Raw genomic sequence first — 24,613 nt, forward strand, 5'->3', positions numbered from 1 at the left:
CCACGTTACCGAGCAACGGTAACCGAGCACCTCGCCAGACTTCCCATCGGCCATGTTTTGTGTTTGTCTTGCGGCTCCAGCCGGAGGATCTCACCTTCGGGGATTGGGAGGCACAGCTGCGCGATGACAGTCAAAGCTACAGCAGAGGCCGCCGGCCGTGTCGTCCTGCTTTCGCCCGATCTCGATAACTTGTCGGGTTTTGAAACGGCGCTTGCCGCCGGCTGGTCGCCCGATCCGCGCCGAGCCGGAGACGAAACCTTTATCATGGGCGAGCTTCGACGGCTGCGCCGGGACAGATCACGCTTCCTCAACGCCCTCAATCCTGATCCGAAGCGAGCCGTCCGATTGGGACGGGAGTCTCTGAGCACGCAGCTATTCTGGATCTGGGACGGCGAATTCTGCGGCAGCATCGGCCTTCGTTTTATACCCGGCACAGAAGAGCTGCCGCCCGAGGTGTCGGGTCATGTCGGATATTCCGTCGTGCCATGGAAACAGGGCAATGGCCACGCAACCAGAGCGCTCAGGCTGCTACTGGCGGTGGCGGAAAAGCACGGCCTCGCCGGTCTCATCATTCTCTGCAACGAGGATAACGACGCGTCACGGCGGGTGATCGAGCGCAATGGCGGCGAACTGTTCAAGCGCGGATCGCATCCATCTGACCGGCCCGATCGCACCAAATTATATTTCCGGCTACGGCCGGCGCCGGCTGACTAAAACCGAATGGCAAAAGGCGGACGGAGCGAAGCTTGCCGCCTCTGCCCGTCCGCCTGGGGCGTGGCTGAGCACTCGGTCAATCAGCGGCGGCCGGCTTCGGCTTCTTCTCCGTCCATTGCGGCGGCGGCGACGACGCCGACCAGGCTCGCGGCCGAAGGCATCGCAGGCGACGTATTCGGTTTGCCGCCGAGCCAGGATTTCATCCGCTGGCGCGAGGGAAGCGAGAGGTCCAACCCCTTCGGCTCCTTGCCTGCGATCACCATCGCCCGGTCGGCGGGCGATTTGATGCGGCTCGCAGCAGCGAAGCCGAAGCGCGTCGCCTCGATGGCGACCGTCTTGATCGGGGCAAGACTGAGGCCATCGACATAGAAGCGCGATTTCGAAAGCTGGCCCTTCGGCGCACCGAGATTGGAATAGGTGGAGAGCGTCCCGCTGTCCTTGAGCGGTACCGAACTGCACCCGGCCACAGCCACGGCCAGCGCGTTGACCGAAATTGCTTTTCCGGCCAGCGGAGGTGGAAGGCGTGCCGTGCGACCTCACCCGACCCGTCGGGCCACGTTCCCCGCACTAAGGAGAGAGGTAGAGGCCTGCGTACAGTGCCAAACGATGCGTCTATTCAAAGGCGCGTTGCCTGATGATATCGCTGGGGAAGCGGCATTCTCCCTCTTCTCCCAAACGGGGAGAAGGTGGCCCGAAGGGTCGGATGAGGGGGCTGCACGGCACACCTTCCAATATCGCCCCCCCGCTTACGCCACCCCACGCGCCATCTTCTCCCGCACCTCCAGAAACGCCGCCGTCAGCCGCGCCAGCACCGGCGAAGTCACCGTCCCGTTTGCTCCGCCCACCGGATCGGCAATGTGGATCTGTCGGAGATCCTCCATGAATTCGTCCCAAAGCGGCTGCCCGCCCTCTTCCAGAAGCTGCGCTCGAATGCTCAGATCCTCCGTCACCGGCAGGTGACGCCTCCCCCAGGCGCCGATCATGGCGAAGAGGGGCACGAGCTGGATCGCCGGCTCCGTCAGGCTGTAGATTGCCTTCTGGCTGTGGCTCGGGTCGTCCCGCTTGCTGATGAAGCCGAGCGAGAGCAGCCGTTTCAGTCGGGCCGCCAGGATATTGGAGGCGATGCCCTCCTCCGAATTGGTGAGCAGATCGCGAAAATGCCGGCGGTTGCCAAACATGATGTCGCGGATGATGATCAGGCTCCACCGGTCACCCAGCACTTCCATCGTCAGGTTGATCGGGCAGCCGGACCGCAACTCAATATCCACGGAGCATCTCCTGTAAAAACCAGTTGCATTATAGGATCGCTTGTGAGAGAAAACAACTAGTTTCATATTGCAATCATGTGGAGGAGAGCATGGCCAAGGTGCGCGTTGCAGGGTTTTCCATTTCCGTGGACGGTTTCGGCGCCGGCCCGGAGCAAAGCCTGAATGATCCCCTGGGAAAGCGGGGGCCGGAAATGTTTGAATGGTTCTTCCATACCCGCACCTTCCGCGCCATGACGGGCAAGGACGACGGCTCTGAAGGCATTGACCAGGATTATGCCGCCCGCGCCATGGCCGGTTTCGGCGCCTTCATCCTCGGCCGCAACATGTTCGGCCCGATCCGCGGCGAGTGGCCGGACGATGCCTGGAAAGGCTGGTGGGGTTCGAACCCGCCTTACCATGCGCCGACCTACATCCTCACCCATTATCCGCGCGAGCCAATCGTCATGGAAGGTGGCACGACCTTCCACTTCATCACCGGGGGCATCGAGGAAGCACTCGGCAAGGCGAAGGCGGCCGCGGGCGACAAGGACGTCAAGATCGGCGGCGGGGTCAGCACCGTGCGGCAATATCTGCAGGCCGGCCTGATCGATGAACTGCACTTCGCCATCGCTCCCGTCGTGCTCGGCAAAGGCGAAGCGATGTTTTCAGGCATCGACCTGCCGGACCTCGGCTTCCGCGTCACCGAACATGTCGCCAGCGAACACGCCACCCATATCGTGCTGGCGAAATAATTGCCGGCTCAGGCCGTCCGGGCAAGGCGGTCGCAAGGGTCGCCTGCTCGCGTCAGATCTAACCCGGCATCACCCGATACACGCATGCCGTTCCCTCGACGCCCCGCAGCGGGGCCTCGAAAGCGACCAGCCGGTGGCCGGAAAGCAACTGGGCGACACCAGCTGCCGAAAACAGCGCTTCGGAAATGCAGATCTCGCCGGCATCGGCCAGTGACTGCACCCGGGCAGCGACATTGACCGTCTGTCCGAAATAATCGAGGTTGTCGTTCAAGGTCACGGCGATGGACGGGCCGCAATGGGCGCCGATCTTCAGGATGATGCTGGGATCGCCATGTGCGCTGTTGAAGCGCTCGATTTCCCCAAGCATACGCAACGCCGCCGAAACCGCATCGGCCGGGCGGGAGAAGGCAGCCATCACAGCATCGCCGATCGTCTTGACGATTGCGCCCGAATGCTCCTGCACCGTGGCGCCGAGCAAGGCGAAATGTTCACGCACCAGCGCATAGGCGTTGAGATCGCCGAGCCGTCCATACATCGCCGTCGAGCCCTTGAGATCGGTGAACAGCAGCGTCACCTGGCGGATGCCGAGCCCTTCCCTCTCGTCGACGCGCTCGGAGCGGAACAGCCGCCGGAAGGTCTGGCGCGCCAGCAGCATGCCGCCCGACATGTAGGGATCGAAGTCGAGAACCGGCTTGGTGGTCTGCGCCAAGATTTCCGGCGGCCAGTTGATCAGCAGCAGCGACCCGCGCACAGCCGCCGAGTTCTCGATTTCGACGATGACAGGGCCCGGCCGCACCGCCGGCAGCGAAGCGGAGAACCGCTGCCCGTCATATCGAACGCGCAGGAGCGTCGGCACCGTCACGGGCTCGCCTGTCACCGGCAGCGCGAAGCTCGCCTGGGTCTGCACATTTATGCCGGCGAGCGCCCCGGCGCCGAGCTCCGCCCTCACCGTCGTGACGGATGCGGGGGCCAGGAAGGTCAGGCCGCGCACCATCCCCTTGAGGACATCGAGAAAGCGGGCCTGCTGGCCGGGCAGCCGCGCATCGCTCAGAAACCGCGCCTTCCAGTGAAAATCCTCGACCGAAAGCGAGCCGGGATCGTGAAACGGCAGCCGGCGCAACTGCGGCGACACCGTGAAGGTCACTTCGATGAAGTCGTCGAGGTCGGTTTCGCCGGAGACGTCGCAAAGGCCGCAGACATAGTGGGTCTTCAGCGTCCGCAGCGCGCCGAAACTGTCGAGCACCATGCCGGATTGGGGACAGACGACGTCCCAGCTCATCTCGAACAGACCGCTGCGCGTCGCATGGAGAAAGAGATCGATGCTTTCGGCCTCGGAGATCGCTTGGTCGCGCGCGAAAGCCAGAGGGTTGATGCGGTAGAGCGAGAAATCGTCGCCGCCGCGGATCAGGCTTTCGAATTTGGCGATGACGCGCGGGCTCCAGGACCGGGCAAGCTCCATCTCGGTCATCTTGCTGTCGAGGAGTCGTTCCTGAACATCGCTCATCTCACCTACGCCTCGATTGGCCAGGCCATGGGATCCACCGCGGCTCCCGCGATTATAGCAAAAAACAGGCGGTGCGTCCGCCTTCGGCAGCCTTGGACGCGGCAACGGCAAGGCTCGCCCGGCGGCCGCCGGATCGCGCCAAAATAGCTGTAGCTTTGCCTCGGAATAAGCGTAGAGTCGCTACGTCGCCCGGGTCGACTCCGGCGCCGATGGCAGCGCTTCGCGCATGAAAAGCTCGACGATCCGGTCGCCCGACGCCCTCGCCGCCTGTGCCTCCGGCGCATCGCGATAGAGCGGTACCGCGTCATGCAGCGCCGCCCGCATCGCCGCCTCCTCGCACTCGGAGCGGAGAAAAGCGTGGACAAGGCGGCGCAGCCGGTCGAGCGGCGATCTTTGCCCATTCTCCAGGATCGTCGCGAGCAGGCCGGTCGTCTCGCGCCACTCGTCGCTCTGCAGCCGGAAGAGGATCGCCGCCTTGTTGGGAAAATACTGGTAGAGCGAACGATGCTGACGCCGCCCTTTCGGCCACCCGCGCCGTGGTAAAGCGCTGGGCGCCTTCCCGCGCCAAAACCTGAGCAGCGGAATCAAGGATCGCCGCCACGAGCTCGCTGGAGCGAACCTGCTTCGGCTGTTTTCGTGAGGAAACCCGGGCACTTGGCTGGTCTGTCATGCGGCGTCCTGCAATGCGATTAGCCGACGCGACGAATTATTCGTATTTTTTCGTCTCGCCCGCGTCCGCACCCTAGCCGCCGGCTACCTCTCGACACCGTTCGCCGACGATATCGAGCTGTCGATGCGGGTTTAAGATCGGCGGCGGCGGCATGAAGAGTGTTTGCCTTCGCTTACGCTCAGAGCACTCGCTCCCCCAGTCGCTCACCCCCTCATCCGCCTGCCGGCACCGTCTCCCCGCTCGCTGGGGAGAAGGTGCAAGCCGCTTTGCCGCCATTCCGCTTCTCCCCTTGGGGGTCCGAAGGACGGGCGAGACCCGTGGCTCGCCCAGGCTGATGCCGGCAGGCAGATGAGGGGGCACACGGCACATCCCCATTGGCTTGGGCAAAGCGAACAACCCACCGCCCCCTCCTCACACTCGCAGCCCATCTTGCACATCCCCACTCCCTCGCCTAAGGCAAAGCAACCTCCCTTCCGCAAGGCCGCCCGGTGCTCCGCCTCATCCTCCACGCCCTCGCCGCTCTCATCCTGACGCTGCTCACCCAGATCGGTGGCGTCGCCTATCTCTTCGCCCTCGCCGCCGCGCGCATATGCGGCCTTAGGCGATTTCCTGCCAAACTCGCGCTCTTCCTTTTGTGCTACGCCGCCGCGACCGTCGCCACACAGTTTGCGGCACCGGCGTTCGGCCGCGTCCCACTCTCCTGCATGGCAGGCGCCGAAGACAGGCTCATTGTCCACTCGCCTATCTACTGCGCGCTCAACCGCAACTACATCACGCCCAAACTTCGCGATCTCGCAGAGGCCCTCGCCACTCACATGGACCAGCAATTCCCCGGCACCGTCACCGTCGCGCTGGATGCGAATTTCCCCTTCGTCAACGGTTTCCCGTTGCTGCCGCATCTCTCGCATGCTGACGGCAAGAAGCTTGATTTCGCTTACTATTACAAGGATGCCGGGGGTGCCTTCCTGAACGGCGCCACCCGCTCGCCGATCGGTTATTTCGCCTTCGAGGAGCCCGGCCCGGGCGAGGAACTGCCCTGCGCGGGCCACCATGACTGGCTCACCACCCGCTGGAATTTCGATGCGTTGCAGCCATTGTTCCCGGCCTACCGGATCGAGGAGCAGCGCACTGCGGCGGCGGTCGCCTGGCTAACGACGGAAGGGGCCGCACGCTTCGGTCTGCAGAAGATCTTCATCGAACCGCATCTGAAGAACGCGCTCGGTATCAGCGACGCCCATGTCCGCTTTCAGGGATGCCGGGCCGCCCGCCACGACGACCACATCCATGTCCAGATCGAGTGAGCGCAATCGAACGCCAGCTCGCCTCCCGCTTGCACGAAACGGGAAATCCGTTAGATCTGCTCAAGCACGAAGGGTTCCGCAGAAAGCTCTGATTTCGAGGTGGTTTATGAGGCACCATATGGTCGCAGTCGTCGGATCGCCCGCCGCCGTGGCGGCAATGGCTCAGGCGGCAGATTGCCCTGAACCCACGGCACTGCCGTTCTGCCTTGAGATCGCTCCCTTGGGCGATCGGCAGCTCGAGCGACTGACGAAACTTCGGCCCGGCGCCTACCGCGACGGCTTCAGAAGACTCTCGGCCGTGCTCGAGCAGCCTCTGGCGACCGCCTATGGACATGGCCTGCTGGCCCATATCGAGACGGAATATTTCGGCGGAGCCGGTTCCCAGGCAGCCGCCGCATTCGCGGACGGAGACATGATATTCAGCGCCGCAAAACCGGATACGCGGGACCCGATCGGCCCGGACGACCCAATCAACCCAGCCTTACGACGTCTCGGCGTCGAGGCCACCGGCCATGTCGACGCGTTCGCTGCCCTGGGGCTCGGCCGCTTCCGCAGCCTCGAACACCTCGGCCTTGACGAAGACGAGGATGATTAGAGTCTGGTAAAATCTTTGCTTTGCCGCCGGATCGAACCCCGGCCGAGTGATGCGCCTGCCATTTTGATCGGGCGCCGCAACCATCCGTGGCAGCGCCTCTTTCCAGCTGCCGCCCGATTGACTATTTTCGCTGTCCATATCCCTAAACGAGAGGTTTGCTTGTGAGTGTCGGCCTGATTGCCCTGCTTGACGATGTTGCCGCGCTTGCAAAGGCGGCCGCTGCTTCCCTGGACGACGTGGTCGCTCAGGCGGGCAGAGCCGGCGCCAAAGCCGCCGGCGTCGTGATCGACGACGCTGCCGTCACGCCGCGTTATGTGACCGGCCTGTCGGCGGCGCGCGAACTGCCGATCATCGCGAAGATCGCCGTCGGCTCCCTCAAGAACAAACTTCTGTTCCTCCTGCCGGCAGCACTCGTCCTCAGCCTTCTGGTGCCGCAGGCGGTGACGCCGTTGCTCATGCTCGGTGGGCTCTACCTCTGCTACGAAGGCGCCGAAAAGGTCTACGAGCTCGTTGTGCCGCACGCAGCCCATTCACACGAGGCGGGGCTCGAGTCGATCAGCGTCGATCCGAAGACCTTCGAGGACGAAAAGGTCGCGAGCGCCATCAGGACCGATTTCATCCTGTCCGCCGAAATCATGGCGATCACGCTCGGCTCGTTGTCCGAGTCGGGGCTGGCGATGCAGGCGCTGGTTCTCGCCCTGGTCGGAACCATCATCACGGCTGCAGTCTACGGCGTCGTCGCTCTGATCGTGAAGGCGGACGATTTCGGCCTCTGGCTTGCCCAGCGGTCCCCCCCTTCTCAAGCCGGCGCGCCCCTGCGCATATTCGGGCGCGGCCTGGTGAAGGGCATGCCCTATCTTCTCAAGGTGCTCGGCCTGATCGGGACAGCGGCGATGATCTGGGTCGGCGGCGGCATCATCGTGCACGGCGCCGAAACCTTCGGCCTCGCCTGGCTGAGCCATCTCCTCCACGATACCGGGGAAGCCGTCGCCCATGCAGTACCGGCCGGCGGCGCCGTGCTTTCCTGGCTGGTTCAAGCGACCGGTGCGGGTCTCGTTGGCATCCTCATCGGGCTCGCGACAATCCCGGCCGTCGGCTACATCGTTTCGCCCTTATGGCAGTGGTGCGCGACACGCCTGCGCCGGATCAGGACCGCCTGAGCGAGCGGCCGCAGTTTTGACCACGCCACGCGTGGGCGGAGCAGGCACCATGATGGCTCCGACTCCTTCACCTGCCGGTCGGGCGAGTGAGGCAAGCGCATTGCTGCCCGACCGGATGTCCCGACGACTTAAGCATCATCAACCGGCATCCCTTTCATCGTAAGCACGCTGCGCCGCAAAGATTGCGTCCATGTTCTTCTCCGCCCAGCTCGGCCGCGCTCTGCGCCCAGTCCTTCGCCCTTCTCGGAACCCTGGTCGGCGCTTTTACCATGGTTATCGGCGCCCGCCCCCCAAACGGCGCTGGAGTACCTCACCCACGCCGTTCATGATGCTGCTTTGATCAACGGCCTCGTCTGGCTGACACGGCGCCGCGCGTAAGCGGCGCCTATCGCAGCGGCAGCTCGTAGCTCCGTTTCAGCGTTTCCATCGGCACGTCGGTCTTGACGCTGAGCACGCTTGGAATGCGGGTCAGATGATCGGCCTGGAAGCGCCAGTAGCTGTGCAGATCGGCGGTGACGATGCGCAGCACGGCGTCGCATTCTCCTGTCGTCAGGTAGCATTCCATCACCTCCGGAAACCGTCGCACCGCCTCGGCGAAGCGCAGCGTCACCTCGGCATCCTGAGTCCGGAAGCACACGCGGGCGAAAACCGTCAGACCCGCCCCGACCTTTGTCGGGTCGAGCACGGCGACATAGCGATCGATGATGCCTGCCTCTTCCAGCAGCCTCACCCGGCGTAGACATGGCGAAGGCGACAGCCCCACCTCCCTTGCCAGCTCGACATTGGAAATGCGCCCGCCGCGCTGGAGCACGCGCAGGATATGCCGATCGATCGCATCCAAGGTGAGTGTCATTTTAAAGCTCCGCAACACAGAATATTGGCATATCATGCCAAACTTTCGCAATTTCAGGGACGCTTCGCAAGCTCATTGCGTGAGCTTTGGCCTATCGTTCCAGCGGATCGATATGGAGAAAAGCTGATGGCAAGAAAGATGGGAAAAATCGTGCTCGCTTATTCCGGCGGGCTGGATACGTCGATCATTCTCAAATGGCTGCAGGAGACCTATGGGTGCGAGGTTGTCACCTTCACCGCCGACCTTGGCCAGGGCGAGGAACTCGAACCGGCCCGCGCTAAGGCGAAGATGCTGGGTGTTCGGGACATTCGCATAACCGATCTGCGTGAGGAATTCGTCGGAGATTTCGTCTTTCCCATGCTGCGGGCCAATACGCTCTATGAGGGCCAGTACCTCCTCGGCAGTTCCATCGCCCGCCCGCTGATCGCCAAACACCTCGTCGCTGTCGCCCGTGAGGTCGGTGCCGACGCCGTCGCCCACGGCTCAACCGGCAAAGGCAATGACCAGGTCCGCTTTGAACTCGCCGTCAATGCGCTCGACTCCTCAATGGAGGTCATTGCCCCCTGGCGCCAATGGGATATCCGCTCCCGCGCCCAGTTGCTGGAATATGCCGCAAGGCATCAAATCCCCGTGCCGAAGGACAGGCGCGGCGACGCCCCCTTCTCGATCGACGCCAACCTGCTGCACACCTCTACCGAAGGTAAGGTGCTTGAAGACCCGGCGGAGATCGCACCCGATTACATCTATCAGCGCACGGTCGATCCTGTCGACGCTCCGGATCGGCCCGAGACTGTCGCGATCGGCTTCGAAAGCGGCGACCCGGTTTCGGTGGACGGCAGGCCGATGACGCCGGCCGCATTGCTCGCCGAACTCAACGAGCGAGGCGGGCGACACGGCGTCGGGCGGGTCGATCTGGTGGAAAACCGCTACATCGGCATGAAGTCGAGGGGCGTTTACGAGACACCGGGAGGCACGATCCTGCTTTCGGCTCATCGCGGCATCGAATCGATCACCCTCGATCGCGCCGCCGCGCATCTGAAGGATGAGCTCATGCCCCGCTACGCCGAGCTGATCTATAATGGGTTCTGGTTTTCTCCCGAGCGGGACATGCTGCAAGCCCTCATAGACCGAAGTCAGGCCTTCGTCAGCGGTGAAGTCACGCTGAGGCTCTACAAGGGAAACGCCTCGGTCATATCCCGAGTCTCCCCTTCCTCGCTCTATTCCCCCGATCTCGTCACTTTCGAGGAAGGGCGGTCGCCTATGACCACCATGACGCCGAAGGTTTCATCAGGCTGAACGGATTGCGCCTCAAAAACTGGGCCGCCCGAAACGGAAGATACCGCGCCTGAGCTCGCAGCGGCGAGCCTGGTTGACCCGCTTCTGCCACCGATCAATCCGATCGGTAATCGTCACAGAATTTCAAACGATTTTAAAAATCAGCATTCCAGAGTTAATCGATTTTAATTTTATTATTAAAATTTTTTTGTTGCGGCGCAAAAGAAACTTGGCATTAACTTTTACCAATGCTCAGTTTGTCGTTTGGAGAACTCGCATGACTGTGACATTTCCGCTGACCGAGAAGCGCGACGCAGAAGCGTTGCTCAAGCATTTGACGCTGCACAAACTCACCTATCCCGGAAACTGTGTCGTATCGCTCAAGGCGCACGTCGCCCAGGTTTCATCTTCGCACACGACAGCCCTCGGCACCGCCCGTACCGCCTGGTAGAAACTGCCGCTGACGATCCCCACCCTCACCTGCTTGCCGGCGGCCAGGTGAGGGTGACTTAGCCCCGGCACCGGCATCCACCCGATAGCGCCGAGAAACGCATCGAGGCATTCGACCTGGCTGAATCCATTGCACCGGTAGTTGCGTAGACATTCAGCGCCACCCAGCAGAAATCATCGGCTGCCAGTCACAGAAAAGCGATCATTGCGGTATTTACGGAGTTCCCACTCCCCGCAGTGCCGCCAGCGCGGAAACCGGATTCCAGCTCGTGGCGGCAAATCGGATGCCTGACCCAAATGATCTATCTGAAACATGGCATGCTCGCTCTGGCATTAGTGCTGGCAGCCTTATTGCCCCTTCACCACGCGCAGGCCGAACAATGCGAAAAGGTCACCTTCGATGAGGCGAAATACGTCATCTGCACCTTGGAAGTGGGGAAAGTCGACCTGCGTCTGTTCTGGAAGGGCGTCGACGGCGAGCCATACCGCGCTTTTTCAAACCTTGCCGACGCCGTTCGCGCCGAAGGGCGAAACCTGACTTTCGCCGTCAATGCCGGCATGTACCGGGCCGACTTTTCGCCGATGGGACTGTATGTCGAGAACGGCAGGGAACTGAAACCCGCCAACATGGCAGCTGCCGAAAGCGCCGCCGGCCAGGTGCCGAATTTCTACAAGAAGCCGAATGGCGTGTTCTTTCTTGGTGAAGCAGGCGCTGGGATAGTACCGACCGAAAAGTATTTGAAGCTCGCCACCAAGCCGCGCTTTGCCACGCAGTCCGGTCCGATGCTCGTCATCGCCGGCAACCTCAACCCGATCTTCATCGCAGGCTCGACGGACCGAACCCGCCGAAGCGGTGTCGGCGTCTGCGAAAACGGAACTGTTCGCTTCGCAATCAGCGACGAGAGCGTGAATTTCCACGATTTCGCGCGGCTTTTCCGCGATCGCCTGAAATGCCGCGACGCCTTGTTTCTCGATGGCGGACGCGGCGTCGGAGTTTACAATCCGGCAATGGGACGCAACGACTGGTCCTGGCACGGCGGCTACGGCCCGATCTTCGGGCTGGTGGAATAGCGCTCCGTGCCTGTTCCGGCGTCTGAATGACTTCCTGCAGCGCCAGGATCGGGCCTCGGACGGCGAAGCTCCAGGATCACCAGGACTGGTGGGCGGACGGCGAGAAGCGGACGCGCGACATGACAGCCGGTTTTTCATCACCTCGTAGCGGTCAGATTTCCGGCGAGGCCGGCAAGGCCTCGTGGATGTCTTCAGGGATAAAACCGCCGGTCTGGCGTTTCCACAGGCGGGCAAACAGGCCATCCCGTTCGACCAGTTCGCCCGGCCTGCCTTCTTCCACGATCCGCCCGTGATCGAGCACCACGATCCGGTCCATCCTGGCAATGGTTGAAAGCCGATGTGCAATGGCGATCACTGTCTTTCCCTCCATGACGAGGTTCAGCCTTTCCTGGATGGCGGCCTCGGATTCGCTGTCGAGGGCGGAGGTCGCTTCGTCAAGCACCAGGATCGGCGCGTCCTTCAGCAGCACGCGGGCAATGGCGACGCGCTGGCGCTGGCCGCCGGAGAGCTTGATGCCACGATCGCCGACGAAGGCGTCATAGCCCTTGCGGCCCTCGCTGTCCGCAAGATCGGCGATGAAGGCATCGGCGCTCGCCATCTTCGTCACTCTTTCGATCTCTTCCTGCGTCGCCCCTGGCCGGCCGTAACGGATATTGTCGCCGACCGAGCGGTGCAGCAGCGCGACGTCCTGCGCGATGACGCCGATGGCGCGGCGAAGGCTTGTCTGAGTGACCGTGCGAATATCCTGTCCATCGATCAGGATCGCGCCCTCCTTAATGTCGTAGAAGCGCAGGAGCAGGTTTGCGAGCGTGGTCTTGCCGGCACCCGAGAGGCCGACCAGCCCCACCTTCTCGCCCGGCCGCACCGTCAGCGACAGGGCGTCGATCACGGGCTTGCCCGATTTATAGGCGAAACGGACATTCTCAAACCGGATCTCGCCCTGTTGCACGGCAAGTTCGCTCGCATCCGGCCGGTCGCTGATCGTCGGCGGCGTCGTCATGACGGGCATGGCGTCCTTGATCGTGCCGATCGCCTGGAAGATCTGCTGGCCCATCTGCAGGAAGACGAAGATCTGCGAGGACAGGCGGTGGAGGATGTAGACCGCGCCGACGAACTCGCCGACCGTGAGGAAGCCTTTGACGAGGCCGGAAAATCCGATCGACAGCATGGCCAGCCACAGCAGGGTGTTGAGAACCACAACGGTTACTTCCGACGAGCGATAGATACGCTGCTCGCTATGCTGCGTCTGCACGGCCTTCTGAATGATGCGGCGGATTGCGCCTGCCTCACTGTCTTCGGCCGCAAACTGCTTGATCATCTGCATGTTGGTATAGAGATCGGTGATGGCGCCGGCCACCATGCTGCGCTGCTTGGCGGTGCGGCGCGAACGCTCGACGAAAACAGGCACGACCCTGGCGGTGAATGCGACGTTGAGCGCGATCCAGACGACAACCGGCACGGCAAGCTGCCAGGCCAGAGCGCTCAGCAGGATGACGGAGCCGACCAGTTGCATCAGGAAACGCGGGATGGACTGGAAGCCGGCAAGGATCTGCTGCTGGACGGCGGAAGACACCTGCTGCAGCCGCGAGGAAACCTGGCCGGCATAGAGATCATGGAAGAAGGCAAGGTCCTGGCGCTCCACCGCCTTGTGGCCCTGCCACTGAATGGCAGCCGGCATGGCTATGCCCAATGTATGCGAACTCAGGGTGTTGAGCGTGAACGAAACGATCGGCATCACGGGAAAGATCAGGAAGCCGAGGACAGCAAGCAGCAGCCACTCCTTCTCCAGGAAGGCGGCAGCACCCTGTTGCGTCACGCCATCGACGATGACCGAAAGCCCCCAGACGATCGTCAGGTTGATCACCTCGAACACCATGGAGCAAAGCGCAAGGGTGATCAGGACGCCGCGAAACATCGAAATGAAATGCAGAAGGACGGCCACCGGCCCCTTGGACGGCAGCGGCCGATAGGCAATATCGAGCGGCCTGATCCAGGTTTCGAAAGGACGATAGATCGCATCTGAGATCGACATTGGCCACCGGATCAAAGGGGGAAGAGACGTGGACTCAACTACGCCAGGTCGCATGGGATCATCTTCCGGCCTCAACCTCAATTAGAAATTCCAAAATGATCGAATGGGCGTTATCGCGCTCGGGCCCGGGAAGCAACGTCGCAATGTCCAATTGCCGTCACTATCCGATTGAGGCAGGATGCGGCGTGTGAAGAGGCGCAGAGGTCGAACGTACGCGCATGCTGACGGGCTCATGTCATTGCGGCAAGACGAGTTGGACGCTCGAGGGCGATCCCGGCTCGATTACCGCGTGCAACTGCACCCTCTGCCGACGCTACGGCGTTCTATGGGCCTATGACTATGAGGGGGAGCGTATCACTCTGACCGGGCAGACCGCTTCCTATACCCGCGCCGGCAGGGAGAACTCATCTCTCGAAATCCTGTTCTGCCCCTCCTGCGCCTGTGTCTTGAGCTGGCGCGGCCTGCGGCTTCAAAACGATGGCCGTCGCCGCATGGCAGTCAACATTCGGCTTGCGCCCCCGGATCTCGTGGCCGACTTGCCCATCGATCACTTTGATGGCCTTGAGACGTTCGAAGACCTTCCTTCCCAATCACGCCGCGTGCGCGATCTCTGGTTCTGAAACCCGCCATGCACCGACCTAGGCCGAACAAAGATCGTCCGGGCGGGCTCAGCCGCGCCGGGCGGCCTTGATCGCGGCAACGTCGATCTTCCGCATGGTCATCATCGCATCAAAGGCGCGCTTTGCCTCGTCACCACCTGCGGCCAGCGCCTCGGTCAGCACCCGAGGCGTAATCTGCCAGGACACGCCCCATTTATCTTTACACCAGCCGCATTGGCTTTCCTGGCCGCCATTGCCGACAATGGCGTTCCAATAGCGGTCGGTTTCTTCCTGATCCTCGGTTGCGATCTGAAATGAGAAAGCTTCGCTGTGTTTGAATGTAGGACCGCCGTTCAGTCCAACGCAAGGAATACCCGCAACGGTGAATTCGACAACCAACACGTCTCCCTGCTTGCCCTCGGGATAATCTCCCGGCGCACGAATGACAGCACCGACGGCGCTGTCCGGAAAAGTCGCGGCATAAAAGCGGGCGGCCGCCTCAGCCTCTTTGTCGTACCATACGCAAATCGTATTCTTCGCCATTGCGAGGCCCCTTCGCTGTTCGTTTCCTGCTCCAACTGAAGTAAGAGCCGAACCGTCTTTCTCCAGCCTATGCAGAATTATTTCCTGCAGATGAGGATCGAGCTGCCACATCGGCGGTGCTGGCCATGGCAACGCATCGAGCCGCGGCCTCAATCAACGCGGCAGAAGTCCGAGCCGGCATCGAATGGGGCCCGAAGCCGTCACATGAATCAAATTCCACGCGGCGTGGTTTTTGTGTCCTCAACACAAAACTCGTGTCAGACTGCCATACCTGCGCGACCATCGAGAGGCCGAAGCCATGCACAAGTACACCGTATCAATTACCCGCGAGATCGAGGCCGATAGCGCCGAGGAGGCCGCTCTGCTTCTGTATCAGGAATTATCAAAGGGGCCGATCCCTGACGGCTACTCGGTCACCGACGAGACGAACGTGACGACCGAGGTCAGGCTGGACCGGCATAAAGCTGACGAGTTTGCCAGCATCGATCATACCGCCGACCCCGGCAACTGGTAGATGCCAGGCAGCCCCGAGAAGACGCCGGGCCCGGCGGCCGCATCATTCTGATCCCGTCTCGCGGAAATACCGATCTCACTCGTTGTCTACACCATCGCTCTGTTTTATGTGCGTTCAGCGCGAAAAACCCCTCCGCCTCGCGCTCACCCTCCTGAGTTAGGAAAGAACGTGACCACACCAATCAAAGTAGCCGTCGCCGGCGCGAACGGCCGCATGGGTCGAGCCCTCTTGTCGCTGCTGGCCGCCGATCCGGATTTTGCCTTCGTCGGCGGCATCGGCCGTGAGGCCGCCGCGGGCGCCGGGTTGATCGATCGTTCGGCCGCGATGGCGGCAGCCGACGTGATCCTGGATTTCACGACGGGAGCTGCTGCCGCCGAACTTGCCGGCTTATGCGCCGCGGCGGGCGGGCCGGCTCTGGTGATCGGCGCCACAGGTTTCGAGCCGGACGAGCTCGAGCGGATCGCCGAGGCCGCGGGCACCATTCCGATCCTGCGCTCCGGCAATTTCTCGATTGGCATCAACATGCTCGTTGGCCTCGTCAGCCAGGCCGCGCGCGCCCTTCCTGCCCATGGTTGGGATATCGAAATCCTAGAAGCGCATCACAACCAGAAGATCGACGCGCCGTCCGGCACGGCACTGATGCTCGGTGAAGCGGCCGCTGAAGGACGCGGCGTTTCCCTCGCCTCCGTCGAGCGGCGCGGGCGCGACGGCATCACCGGCGGGCGGTCGCCCGGCGAGATCGGCTTCGCCGTGCTGCGCGCCGGCGGGCTCGTCGGAGAACACGCGGTGCTGTTTGCCGCCGCCGAGGAAGTTCTCACGCTTTCGCATTCGGCTCTCGATCGCGGCATGTTCGCCCGCGGCGCGCTTGCCGCCGCCCGCTGGATCGCAGGGCGCGCGCCCGGCGAATACAATATGCGGGACGTCCTTAGTCTGACGTGAGACAGGCGAACAGACACTGCGCGCACCACGATCAGCCCTCATCCTGAGGTGCCCCGAAGGGGTTCGAAGGACGGGGGTGATCGGAGTATCGCCGAGGTCAAGAGCCGAGATAAACCGTTATGCGAAAAAGTCCGTGTGACGCCTAATCGACGATACGGCGCGCCATCATCACGTCATCGATCTCCCTGCCCTCCTCGAGCACCCCACCGGGAATCCTGCCGACCTCCGAGAAGCCCTGGCGCTGGTAGAACCGAATTGCCGCAGTGTTCTCCGCACTGACGAAAAGTTCGAGCTGCCGAATCCCTGTCGCGCGCGCATGATCGGTAACCACGTCCAGCAATCTGCCCGCAAGACCGGTCCCGCGCAGGCTCTTGCTGATGTAGACCATGATGACCGTCGCACGATGGGACATTTTGCTCGAGCGCTGCCGAACTAGGCCGGTTACGCCGACAGGTTCGCCGTCCTGAAACGCCACGAACACCGGCTCATTCAGGCGATTGCGACAGTCTACCTCCGAAAGAGCCTCCCATCTTCGAGGCGGCTGGCAAAGGAGGATGGTTCCACACGAAGCGCTTCCAGTCGGATGCGCCGGAAAGATTCCACCTCGTCTGCCTCGATAAGCCTGATCGTCACACAGCTCACATCCATCGCAACCTCCTGCAAGCAACGCGATACTGTCAATATTGACAGTTCGGGCCGCTGCAATCGAGGCCGGTGACGATAATAGTGATGCGGCACCGCAGCCGTGTTGATCCCCGACCTCAGCTCGCCGGCACCGGGCGGGGCGGGCAGCCTGAAATTACCGGCTGTTACTCTTTAGGCTGTATAATAGTGGCATCAAGCATGAGGAGCGTTACCAGTCTTCTGCTGGCAGTGGCGCGGATTTTGCCACGGACGCTGAAACAGTGGTGCCTCTCGTATCAACTCGATTTTTGGGCTGTGTTTGGGGTCCAGCAGCCATTGCGCGGTGCTCCCCTGGTCACTGCATCGGCGTTCCCACCCGACCGCCCTTTCGTGCAACCGATGAATTGAATGGATCCTCCGCCGGCGAATTCGTTGGCCGGAGGTCCCATTGGTCGGACCGTTGGACGGGCGGTTGATTGGGCGAAGGAGTTGACCCTACAACCAGGTCATCTGGCCGGGTCGGCGCACTGCCGACCGTCCCGGTCGCAGTGTCGTCGATCATTCGCTCGGCGACAAAATGGTTCGGCCCGTCCGTGTCGAACGGTGCGATCTGATGGATGACGACGAGAAGGACTACCCCAACCGTCGAGCACACCAGCGCGTAGAGAACAAAATACTTCAGTGCATATCCCCCGCTGATTGGCAGAACGACATTGACAGAACTGCGAATGATATTTCCATATCTTTGGTGGATACTTACAGAAAAGGCAATGGATTTTAAAGTTACCCGGAGTGATTAAAAGCTACAGCAGGAAATCGCTAACAATATTTAAAATCAGCTCACGTATTGATCGATTTTATCCTAGGTGTCGCGGAAAAGGCGAAGGATCCTCATATAACGGCAATTTCCCGCGCCGCTCACATCCTCCGGTACCGCGCCCGAAATTGGCTTGGGCTGCAGCTTTCACGCGCGTGAAAGAGGCGCGAGAAATAAAACGGATCGTCGATGCCGATCCTGGCGGCGATGGTTTCAATCTTTTCATCGCTAGTGGCCCGTGACTGCCTGGATTCCGATCGGCGACGTCCCCGTCGAAATGGGCGGTCTCGTCTATCTCGAAGGCTCGCACGCCATCGGGCGGGGGATGGAGGCCGAATTCCGGCTCCGCAGCGGCGATCTCTCGCCGGAGGAGCGGATCAACGCCTATAACAGCCATATGGCCGAAGGCGGCTGGGTCTCGAAGGATCTCCCCGGTATGGCCGAACGCTTCAACGCCCGCTGGCTCGCCGCCGATTACGAAGCCGGTGACGTGGTCCTGCACTCGCCCTACATGATCCATGCCGCCACGACCAACCAGGATCGTGCCGGACGCCTGCGCCTCTCCACCGACATCCGCTACCAGAACGTCGATGACGAAATCGACGCCCGCTGGAACAATCACTGGAGCCTCGGGGACATGCTGTAGCGCCGATGGCCGCGCAGGAAACGGAGGCGCCATCCGTTTGCTGATGTCCGGCTGAATGCCTCACGAAGCCATGCCCGCGTGGCGTCGTGGCCGCCCGTTCACAGGAGCGGCAAGACAGCGTCGGCAATAGCGGCTAGACTGCCTGCGTCAACAGCTTGCTTTGAGGAGGTTCTCTCAGGGGCCGGCAACCGTTGGCGCGGGGGATCCGATGTCGGCAATCGCAACTCTGTTTCAGGAGGCCGCCCGGCTTGCGGCCGGATTTCGGGAAACGGCCTTTGCCCGCCATGTGCCAAGCAACGATTACGCCGCCTGCCTTGCCGTCTTCGATGAACCGCTTTCGGCGGCCGGCTCCGATATGCTCGATGTCATCCGGCAGCTCTCCGATGGCGCCGAACCCGGGCTACATGCAACCACCGGCCCGCGCTTTTTCGGCTGGGTCATCGGCGGCTCTCACCCGGTCGGCGTCGCAGCCGATTTCCTCACCAGCGCCTGGGGCCAGAACGCCGGAAACCATTTCGCCGCTCCGGCTGCGGCTGCCGTTGAAGCCACGGCGGCACGATGGCTTCTCGATCTGCTGAAACTGCCGGCTGAAAGCTCGGTCGGCTTCGTGACCGGCGCCACGGTGGCAAATTTCACCTGCCTTGCCGCCGCCCGCGGCGAGGTGCTGCGAAGGGTCGGCTGGGATGCCGATGCCGACGGCCTGTTCGGCGCGCCTGAGATCACCGTGCTGATCGGCGACGATGCCCATACAACCGTCTTCTCCGCGCTCCAGTTCCTTGGTCTCGGGCATGACCGTGTGGTGCGCCTGCCCACCGACGCGATGGGCCGGATCGACCCGGCGGCACTTCCCGGAGCGGTTGACGCGGTCGCCGCCCCCTTGATCGCCGTTCTTCAGGCCGGCCAGATCAATACCGGCGCTTTCGACCATTTTGACAGGCTCATCCCACCGCTGAAAGCGAAAGGCGCCTGGGTGCATGTCGACGGCGCCTTCGGCCTGTGGGCGCAGGCATCGGCGAAGGTGAGCCATCTCAGTCGCGGCATCGAAGGGGCCGACAGTTGGGCGACCGACGGCCATAAATGGCTGCAGACGCCCTATGATTGCGGCTATGCGATCGTCCGCGACGAACTCGCCCACCGCCGCGCCATGACGATCGCTGCAAGCTACCTGCCGCTCGCCGGCGAAGGCGAGCGGGATCCTTCCCATTACGTGCCGGAGCTTTCGCGGCGCGCACGCGGTTTCGCCACCTGGGCGATGCTGAAACATCTCGGCCGCGACGGCATCGAGTTCCTCGTCGACCAATGCTGCGCCTCGGCCCACCTGATGGCCGACCGGCTCGCGCGCGAACCCGGCATTGCCATTCTGAACGCGGTGGCGCTGAACCAGCTCGTCGTCCGTTTCGGAGCCGATCGCCCGGACAACGAGAGCAACGCGCTGACGCGAAAGGTGATCGAAAAGATCCAGGCGGACGGCATCCTCTTCGCCGGCGGCGCCAAATGGCGCGGCGGCGACGTCCTGCGCCTCTCCGTCAGCAATTACCAGACTACGGCGGACGAGGCGCGGCTCGCGGCGGAGAGCATCATCGCCGCTTACAAGAGCGTGAGCGATCCTGCCGGTCGCAGCGCAGGATAGGACTGCTCGTTAGGCCATCCCGCCATAGCTCGCAGCGAGCCAGCGACTCCCTCTCTCCGACCTCATCCTGAGGCCCTCGAAGGACGAGGACGGCCACCCTCGCCATCATCGTCGCACGGCGACGACCGAGCTGGCGCGGTAACGCGACAGCTGCACCCGGTTGGATTGGTTGCCGCCGAAGAGGTAGACGTACTGACGCCGCTGGTCGAAATGGTCGAACAGGCTGACGTGGAAACGCCTGCCGCTTCGGATTACCACCACGTCGCCGCGCCTGGCCGAGCGGGCGAAGACCGGCTTGCCGAACTTCATCCAGGAGCGCGCCAAGTTGGGATTGTCAGGCGGCTGCCGCGAGGATCGTTTGGCGACAAAAGCCAGGAACGCGCCGCACCAGGATATTCTCCGCGGATTTACACCGAGGAACGAGATCGAGCGCTCGTGCATGCGGTCGTATTTGGAAGCTGTACCCAGCATGTCGGCCTTACAGGGGACGGCAAATAGCGTGAGGGCTATGACGAGAATAATTTTCATTGTTTCTCACCATTGTTTGGATAATTTGGAACATCAGAAATGTGGCGAAGAAAAAATCGCGGCCGGGAACGTATATTCGAATCATGGCGGCAATTAGAAACAATCTGCCGGGGAATTTTTCTAAAATACACAGACAATCGCCGCAGCATTCAAGGGCAATACTGTCTCAGAAAGGTCATCTCGAAACGTTCGGCCTATCGCAGAGAAAACCTGAATTCTGCGGTAGAAGGGGCCATCATCGACAAGCCGCATTGGATGACGTCGCATAGCGCCGTCATCACCCGCACGACTTATATTTCCAACGACACAGATAATACTTTCGGCGCAGAAAGTAATACTTCGTCAGCTTTGAGACTTGTGGGATCAGGCCTTGGCAGAGATCGCACTCAGCTCCTCTAGATCGAGATCCCGCTCCAGCTCGTGCAACGTCTCGTCATCGATCTCGCCGGCGCGATGGAGCCGGATGAGTTCCCGGCGACCTGCTGCAACGGCTTCGAGGACGACATCGAAATGAGCATGAAGCGCCGGCATGTAGTGCTCCGTCCTCGCGGCGTAGTCGACGATCGCGGTCGCCCGGCGCTGATATCGTTCCAGCAATTGAGGATGGATGAGCTTGCCCTCTGCGTCATACGCCAGGTTTTGGACGATCCCGAGCTGCGCCTGCGCCATGGCCGCTTCAGCCTGGCTCATCGTCAGGCGCGCTCTTTCCGACGGGGGTTCAGCCAGCCGCGCCCAGGCAATCACCCGTCCCAATGTCGTGCCCTGGACGAGCACGGTTCCGAGAATGACGGCGAACGACGTGACGAGGATGAAGTCGCGGCCCGGGAATGTCTCGGGCAGGCTGAGGGCGAGAGCGAGCGTCACCACGCCGCGTACACCCGCCCAGCCAAGCACCACAGCGCCGCCGGCGCCGATCGGCTGGACCCGTTTTAAGCCGAAGGCGGCACAGAAACCGATGACGAGATCGGAGCCAAAGACCCAGGCAAACCGCGCGATCACCAGCGTAACGAGGATCGCCAGCATCGGCAGCCCCATGGTCGCGATCACAGTGGCGAAGCCGCCGCCGCGTTCGACCACGTCGCGAAGCGACAGCCCGATCAATGTGAAGACCGCCGCTTCCATCAGGAAGATCATCACGGTCCAGAACGACGTGCCGCGCATCCGCATGGCCGCTGAAAGGACGGTGTGCTGGTGCCAGGACGCGATCAGCCCCGTGGTCACGGTGGCGATGACGCCAGAAACATGCAGCAGTTCGCCGAGCAGATAGGAAATCCACGCAAGCAGCACCGTGGCGGCGATGATGAGATATTCGTCGCCGAGACGCCGGACAAGCTTGACCCACGTCGCCCCCACCACCAAGCCGACGACGGCGCCGCCCAGCGCCAGCTCGAAGAAATCGCCGACCGCCTCCACCGCGCTGAATGTTCCGGTTGCGGCGGCGGCAACGGCGAAACGGAAAAGAACCAGACCGCTTGCATCATTGAGCAAGCTCTCGCCCTCGAGCAGGATCTGAAGCCGCCGCGGCAGCCTGACACGCTCCAGCACGGCGCGGGCCGACACCGCATCGGGCGGCGAAACGATGGCGCCGAGCGCCGCGCAGGCGGCCCAGGGAAGTGATGGGAAAAAGAGATGCGTTGTCATGGCCACGATGGCGCAGGTGAACAATACCGCGCCGACGGCGAGCGAGGCGATGCCGATCATATGGCGCCGCAAGCGCGCCAACGCGATCGACCAGGCGCCGTCCATCAACAGCGGTGGCAGGAAGATGACGAGCACCAGCCCGGGATCGACGGTGATCGCCGGCAGGCCTGGCACGAAGGCAAGCAGCGCGCCGCCTGCCAGCAGCGCGACGGACGGCGGCAGTCCGAGCCTGCGGGCGGCATAGTGCAGCGCGATGATCGCAAGAAACATCGCGATGACAAGCTCGAACAATTGGGTTGGTTCCATCTGCCTCGCCCCCGGCCCGGAAACTGATTTCGAATGCCTACAACAAAATTTTCCCAGATCGAAATCGATTCATCCTGGCCGTGATCCGAGCCGTGATACCAGCCAGCATTTGTCGCCTGGCCGTCACGAAAAGTTTGCATCGGCGCCAATTTACTTGCCGTTCTCCAATGCGGCATATGTTTCTGCTTGTAAGCAAGCTCCATGAGCGGGGAACCATGACTCCAACACATGCAGACAAGACCGGTGACGCTGGCAGCCGCAACGGTTTTGTCGGATTGGTTATCGGCGCAATCGGCGTCGTCTACGGCGATATTGGCACCAGCCCGCTCTATGCCTTCCGCGAAGCGCTGAGGCCCTTTGCCGCCGATGGCATACACGAGCCGGAGGTGATCGGTCTGATTTCGCTGATGGTCTGGACCCTGACTGTCATCGTGACCTTCAAATATGTGCTGTTCCTGCTGCGGGCCGACAATGACGGCGAAGGCGGCACGCTCTCGCTTCTCGCCCTTCTGATGAAGAAGATGGGACGAAACGTGCCGGTGCTGTTCTTCGCCGGGCTGATCGGGGCGGCCCTTTTCATCGGCGATGCGATGATCACGCCTGCCCTCTCGGTCATGTCGGCGCTCGAAGGCCTGAAACTAATCACGCCGACCTTTGCCGACTATGTTCCTCTCGCGTCGGCGGCGATCATGATCGTCCTCTTCGCCGCCCAGTCGAGGGGGACGGCTGCTGTCTCGATGTTTTTCGGGCCGGTTACCGTCTTGTGGTTTTTAGCCATGGCAGCCGGCGGCCTCATCCATATCGGCGACGACTGGAGAATCCTGGCCGCGCTCAATCCGCTCAACGCGCTCTCGTTCCTCGCCCATGCTGGTACCGTCGGCCTGATCGTGCTCGGCGCCGTCTTTCTGACGGTGACAGGTTGCGAAGCGCTCTATGCCGATCTTGGACATTTCGGACGTCGGCCAATCCAGACGGCATGGTTCGTGCTCGTCTTTCCGGCCTTGCTATTGAACTACCTCGGCCAGGGCGCGCTCGTTCTCGCCCATCCCGAAACGGCCTCCAATCCGTTCTTTCTGATGTTTCCCGATTGGATTCTGCTGCCAGTGGTCATTCTGGCGACGATGGCAACGATCATCGCCAGCCAGGCTGTCATAACAGGCGCGTTTTCGTTGGCCCGCTCGGCGGTTCATCTCGGCTTCCTGCCGAGACTGCGGATCAAATTCACCTCGGAGACCAACACCGGCCAAATCTACGTGCCAAGCGTCAATCTTCTCCTGCTGATCGGCGTGCTGATGCTGATCTTTTCATTTGGCGACTCGGAGTCGCTGGCGACCGCCTACGGCATCTCGGTGACCGGTACCATGGTCATCTCGACGATGCTGGTCTTCCAGTTCCTGCGGGCCGTGTGGGGCTACTCCCTTGTGCTCGCCGCGGTCCTGCTGCTGCCACTCTTCACTATCGAGGTCATGTTCCTCGCCGCCAACCTGTTGAAGATCTATGATGGCGGCTGGGTTCCGGTCGCACTGGCGCTGGCGATCATGATTTTGATGTGGACATGGACCCGCGGGCAGGCCTACCTGAAGAGACTGCGGGCCAACAATGAGATCCCGCTCGATTCCTTCATCAAATCGATCGAGCGGAAGTCGGAGCATGCGCCGGTCACCGTGCCGGGAACGGCGGTCTTTCTGACCAGCGTCCCCGATCGGACGCCGAATGTTCTGCTGCACAATCTCAAGCACAATCATGTGCTCCACGAACAGAACGTCATCCTGACCGTCTGGACCGAGGACGAGCCTTATGTCCCCGACAGCAGACGCATCAAGATCAGCCAGCTTTCGCCGCGATTTGTCCGCCTGGACATCATCTTCGGCTTCATGGACGATCCGGATGTCACCAGGGCCTTGGCTCTCTGCCGGGAGGGCGGCTTTAAGTTCGAGATCATGAAGACCTCCTTCTATCTCGGTCGCCGCAACCTCGTGAGGACGCCGAATACCGGGCTGCCAGGCTGGCAGGAACGGATCTTCATGGCGTTGGAAGGTTTTGCGATCGACCCGTCCGACTATTTCAACCTGCCGTCAAATCGCGTCGTCGAACTCGGCGAACAGGTCGCCATCTGAGGCGTGAGGATCGTCTCGCTGCAGTCGTCATTGTCGGGATTTAACTCGAAATCCCTGGTCCATTCGCTTTACACGCTCTTCTGCG

At 61.9% G+C, this 24,613-nt stretch carries 19 protein-coding genes and 7 pseudogenes; 15 read left to right on the forward strand and 11 right to left on the reverse strand.

Annotated elements, in window-relative coordinates; genetic code table 11:
* Positions 1-123 precede the first annotated feature (123 nt).
* Positions 124-714, forward strand: a complete 591-nt coding sequence (locus tag GGI60_RS01725) for a GNAT family N-acetyltransferase (protein ID WP_183913115.1) — start codon at positions 124-126, stop codon at positions 712-714.
* Positions 715-790: 76 nt separating this feature from the next.
* Here GGI60_RS01725 and GGI60_RS01730 read toward each other — a convergent pair.
* Positions 791-1,223 (reverse strand): annotated as a pseudogene (locus GGI60_RS01730) (hypothetical protein).
* 237 nt (positions 1,224-1,460) lie between these two features.
* A complete protein-coding gene (locus GGI60_RS01735) occupies positions 1,461-1,982 on the reverse strand; it encodes a winged helix-turn-helix transcriptional regulator (RefSeq protein ID WP_183913113.1) in 522 nt (173 codons plus the stop codon).
* Positions 1,983-2,071: 89 nt separating this feature from the next.
* Here GGI60_RS01735 and GGI60_RS01740 point away from each other — a divergent pair, with 89 nt between their 5' ends.
* Positions 2,072-2,713 (forward strand): dihydrofolate reductase family protein, encoded by a 642-nt coding sequence (locus GGI60_RS01740; protein WP_183913111.1) that lies wholly within the window; start codon positions 2,072-2,074, stop codon positions 2,711-2,713.
* Between the two features lie 58 nt (positions 2,714-2,771).
* Here GGI60_RS01740 and GGI60_RS01745 read toward each other — a convergent pair whose 3' ends face one another.
* Together GGI60_RS01745 and GGI60_RS01750 are read right to left on the reverse strand one after the other, a co-directional pair.
* Complete coding sequence (locus GGI60_RS01745) at positions 2,772-4,217, reverse strand: adenylate/guanylate cyclase domain-containing protein (RefSeq protein WP_183913109.1); 1,446 nt, start codon at positions 4,215-4,217, stop codon at positions 2,772-2,774.
* Between the two features lie 186 nt (positions 4,218-4,403).
* Positions 4,404-4,887, reverse strand: a pseudogene (locus GGI60_RS01750) (TetR family transcriptional regulator); the annotation flags it as partial.
* A gap of 54 nt (positions 4,888-4,941) precedes the next feature.
* On the opposite strand from GGI60_RS01750, the pseudogene GGI60_RS32615 reads away from it, so the two are divergent.
* The 4 genes and pseudogenes from GGI60_RS32615 to GGI60_RS01765 all read left to right on the forward strand — a co-directional run.
* A pseudogene (locus tag GGI60_RS32615) lies at positions 4,942-5,022 on the forward strand (O-methyltransferase); the annotation flags it as partial.
* Positions 5,023-5,375: 353 nt separating this feature from the next.
* Positions 5,376-6,188: a hypothetical protein gene (locus GGI60_RS01755; RefSeq protein WP_183913107.1), complete on the forward strand. Its 813-nt coding sequence runs from the start codon at positions 5,376-5,378 to the stop codon at positions 6,186-6,188.
* A 118-nt stretch (positions 6,189-6,306) separates the two neighbouring features.
* The gene (locus GGI60_RS01760) at positions 6,307-6,783 is read left to right on the forward strand and encodes a hypothetical protein (RefSeq protein WP_183913105.1); all 477 of its coding nucleotides are present in this window, start codon (positions 6,307-6,309) and stop codon (positions 6,781-6,783) included.
* 161 nt (positions 6,784-6,944) lie between these two features.
* Entirely contained in the window at positions 6,945-7,943 is a 999-nt protein-coding gene (locus GGI60_RS01765; RefSeq protein WP_183913103.1) for a DUF808 domain-containing protein, read from the forward strand.
* A 385-nt stretch (positions 7,944-8,328) separates the two neighbouring features.
* Here the strand turns inward: GGI60_RS01765 and GGI60_RS01770 are convergent, their stop codons facing one another.
* Entirely contained in the window at positions 8,329-8,796 is a 468-nt protein-coding gene (locus GGI60_RS01770; protein ID WP_183913101.1) for an Lrp/AsnC family transcriptional regulator, read from the reverse strand.
* 126 nt (positions 8,797-8,922) lie between these two features.
* Between GGI60_RS01770 and GGI60_RS01775 the strand changes: the two are divergent.
* The 3 genes and pseudogenes from GGI60_RS01775 (at position 8,923) to GGI60_RS01785 (ending at position 11,592) form a co-directional block, all read left to right on the forward strand.
* Positions 8,923-10,145 (forward strand): annotated as a pseudogene (locus GGI60_RS01775) (argininosuccinate synthase).
* A 203-nt stretch (positions 10,146-10,348) separates the two neighbouring features.
* Positions 10,349-10,522 carry a hypothetical protein gene (locus GGI60_RS01780; protein ID WP_016733396.1) on the forward strand — a complete coding sequence of 58 codons (174 nt, stop codon included), beginning with the start codon at positions 10,349-10,351 and terminating at the stop codon, positions 10,520-10,522.
* A gap of 296 nt (positions 10,523-10,818) precedes the next feature.
* A complete protein-coding gene (locus tag GGI60_RS01785; protein WP_183913099.1) occupies positions 10,819-11,592 on the forward strand; it encodes a phosphodiester glycosidase family protein in 774 nt (257 codons plus the stop codon).
* Between the two features lie 151 nt (positions 11,593-11,743).
* On the opposite strand, the gene GGI60_RS01790 is transcribed toward GGI60_RS01785, so the two are convergent.
* Positions 11,744-13,624: an ABC transporter ATP-binding protein gene (locus tag GGI60_RS01790; RefSeq protein WP_183913097.1), complete on the reverse strand. Its 1,881-nt coding sequence runs from the start codon at positions 13,622-13,624 to the stop codon at positions 11,744-11,746.
* A 218-nt stretch (positions 13,625-13,842) separates the two neighbouring features.
* Between GGI60_RS01790 and GGI60_RS01795 the strand changes: the two genes are divergently transcribed.
* Complete coding sequence (locus tag GGI60_RS01795) at positions 13,843-14,244, forward strand: GFA family protein (RefSeq protein WP_183913095.1); 402 nt, start codon at positions 13,843-13,845, stop codon at positions 14,242-14,244.
* Between the two features lie 48 nt (positions 14,245-14,292).
* Here the strand turns inward: GGI60_RS01795 and GGI60_RS01800 are convergent, their stop codons facing one another.
* Positions 14,293-14,766, reverse strand: a complete 474-nt coding sequence (locus tag GGI60_RS01800) for a VOC family protein (protein ID WP_183913093.1) — start codon at positions 14,764-14,766, stop codon at positions 14,293-14,295.
* Positions 14,767-15,064: 298 nt separating this feature from the next.
* Here GGI60_RS01800 and GGI60_RS01805 point away from each other — a divergent pair, with 298 nt between their 5' ends.
* Positions 15,065-15,280 carry a hypothetical protein gene (locus GGI60_RS01805; RefSeq protein ID WP_183913091.1) on the forward strand — a complete coding sequence of 72 codons (216 nt, stop codon included), beginning with the start codon at positions 15,065-15,067 and terminating at the stop codon, positions 15,278-15,280.
* 168 nt (positions 15,281-15,448) lie between these two features.
* Positions 15,449-16,219, forward strand: coding sequence for a 4-hydroxy-tetrahydrodipicolinate reductase (gene dapB, locus GGI60_RS01810; RefSeq protein ID WP_183913089.1), 771 nt, complete (start codon positions 15,449-15,451; stop codon positions 16,217-16,219).
* Positions 16,220-16,361: 142 nt separating this feature from the next.
* Here the strand turns inward: dapB and GGI60_RS01815 are convergent.
* Positions 16,362-16,867 (reverse strand): annotated as a pseudogene (locus tag GGI60_RS01815) (N-acetyltransferase family protein).
* Between the two features lie 894 nt (positions 16,868-17,761).
* Positions 17,762-17,905 (reverse strand): annotated as a pseudogene (locus GGI60_RS01820) (AraC family transcriptional regulator); the annotation flags it as partial.
* Here GGI60_RS01820 and GGI60_RS01825 point away from each other — a divergent pair.
* Both GGI60_RS01825 and GGI60_RS01830 read left to right on the forward strand, forming a co-directional pair.
* Positions 17,899-18,306: pseudogene (locus GGI60_RS01825) on the forward strand (phytanoyl-CoA dioxygenase family protein); the annotation flags it as partial. The pseudogenes GGI60_RS01820 and GGI60_RS01825 overlap by 7 nt on opposite strands.
* 208 nt (positions 18,307-18,514) lie before the next feature.
* Positions 18,515-19,936 (forward strand): pyridoxal-dependent decarboxylase, encoded by a 1,422-nt coding sequence (locus tag GGI60_RS01830; RefSeq protein ID WP_183913087.1) that lies wholly within the window; start codon positions 18,515-18,517, stop codon positions 19,934-19,936.
* Between the two features lie 105 nt (positions 19,937-20,041).
* On the opposite strand, the gene GGI60_RS01835 is transcribed toward GGI60_RS01830, so the two are convergent.
* Together GGI60_RS01835 and GGI60_RS01840 are read right to left on the reverse strand one after the other, a co-directional pair.
* Positions 20,042-20,464: a TIGR02594 family protein gene (locus GGI60_RS01835; protein ID WP_183913085.1), complete on the reverse strand. Its 423-nt coding sequence runs from the start codon at positions 20,462-20,464 to the stop codon at positions 20,042-20,044.
* 363 nt (positions 20,465-20,827) lie between these two features.
* A complete protein-coding gene (locus GGI60_RS01840; protein ID WP_183913083.1) occupies positions 20,828-22,411 on the reverse strand; it encodes a Na+/H+ antiporter in 1,584 nt (527 codons plus the stop codon).
* Positions 22,412-22,626: 215 nt separating this feature from the next.
* Here GGI60_RS01840 and GGI60_RS01845 point away from each other — a divergent pair, with 215 nt between their 5' ends.
* The gene (locus GGI60_RS01845; protein WP_183913081.1) at positions 22,627-24,528 is read left to right on the forward strand and encodes a potassium transporter Kup; all 1,902 of its coding nucleotides are present in this window, start codon (positions 22,627-22,629) and stop codon (positions 24,526-24,528) included.
* Positions 24,529-24,613 lie beyond the last annotated feature (85 nt).

This window comes from Rhizobium lentis (assembly GCF_014200175.1).
Classification (GTDB): Bacteria; Pseudomonadota; Alphaproteobacteria; order Rhizobiales; family Rhizobiaceae; genus Rhizobium; species Rhizobium mulingense.

Excerpts from the sequence above, each read along its gene's own strand:
- GGI60_RS01725 (WP_183913115.1), top strand. The coding sequence starts at position 124 with ATGACAGTCAAAGCTACAGCAGAGGCCGCCGGCCGTGTCGTCCTGCTT.
- GGI60_RS01740 (WP_183913111.1), top strand. The coding sequence starts at position 2,072 with ATGGCCAAGGTGCGCGTTGCAGGGTTTTCCATTTCCGTGGACGGTTTC.
- GGI60_RS01745 (WP_183913109.1), bottom strand. The coding sequence starts at position 4,217 with ATGAGCGATGTTCAGGAACGACTCCTCGACAGCAAGATGACCGAGATG.
- GGI60_RS01760 (WP_183913105.1), top strand. The coding sequence starts at position 6,307 with ATGGTCGCAGTCGTCGGATCGCCCGCCGCCGTGGCGGCAATGGCTCAG.
- GGI60_RS01770 (WP_183913101.1), bottom strand. The coding sequence starts at position 8,796 with ATGACACTCACCTTGGATGCGATCGATCGGCATATCCTGCGCGTGCTC.
- GGI60_RS01780 (WP_016733396.1), top strand. The coding sequence starts at position 10,349 with ATGACTGTGACATTTCCGCTGACCGAGAAGCGCGACGCAGAAGCGTTG.
- GGI60_RS01785 (WP_183913099.1), top strand. The coding sequence starts at position 10,819 with ATGATCTATCTGAAACATGGCATGCTCGCTCTGGCATTAGTGCTGGCA.
- GGI60_RS01790 (WP_183913097.1), bottom strand. The coding sequence starts at position 13,624 with ATGTCGATCTCAGATGCGATCTATCGTCCTTTCGAAACCTGGATCAGG.
- GGI60_RS01795 (WP_183913095.1), top strand. The coding sequence starts at position 13,843 with ATGCTGACGGGCTCATGTCATTGCGGCAAGACGAGTTGGACGCTCGAG.
- GGI60_RS01800 (WP_183913093.1), bottom strand. The coding sequence starts at position 14,766 with ATGGCGAAGAATACGATTTGCGTATGGTACGACAAAGAGGCTGAGGCG.
- GGI60_RS01805 (WP_183913091.1), top strand. The coding sequence starts at position 15,065 with ATGCACAAGTACACCGTATCAATTACCCGCGAGATCGAGGCCGATAGC.
- GGI60_RS01830 (WP_183913087.1), top strand. The coding sequence starts at position 18,515 with ATGTCGGCAATCGCAACTCTGTTTCAGGAGGCCGCCCGGCTTGCGGCC.
- GGI60_RS01835 (WP_183913085.1), bottom strand. The coding sequence starts at position 20,464 with ATGAAAATTATTCTCGTCATAGCCCTCACGCTATTTGCCGTCCCCTGT.
- GGI60_RS01840 (WP_183913083.1), bottom strand. The coding sequence starts at position 22,411 with ATGGAACCAACCCAATTGTTCGAGCTTGTCATCGCGATGTTTCTTGCG.
- GGI60_RS01845 (WP_183913081.1), top strand. The coding sequence starts at position 22,627 with ATGACTCCAACACATGCAGACAAGACCGGTGACGCTGGCAGCCGCAAC.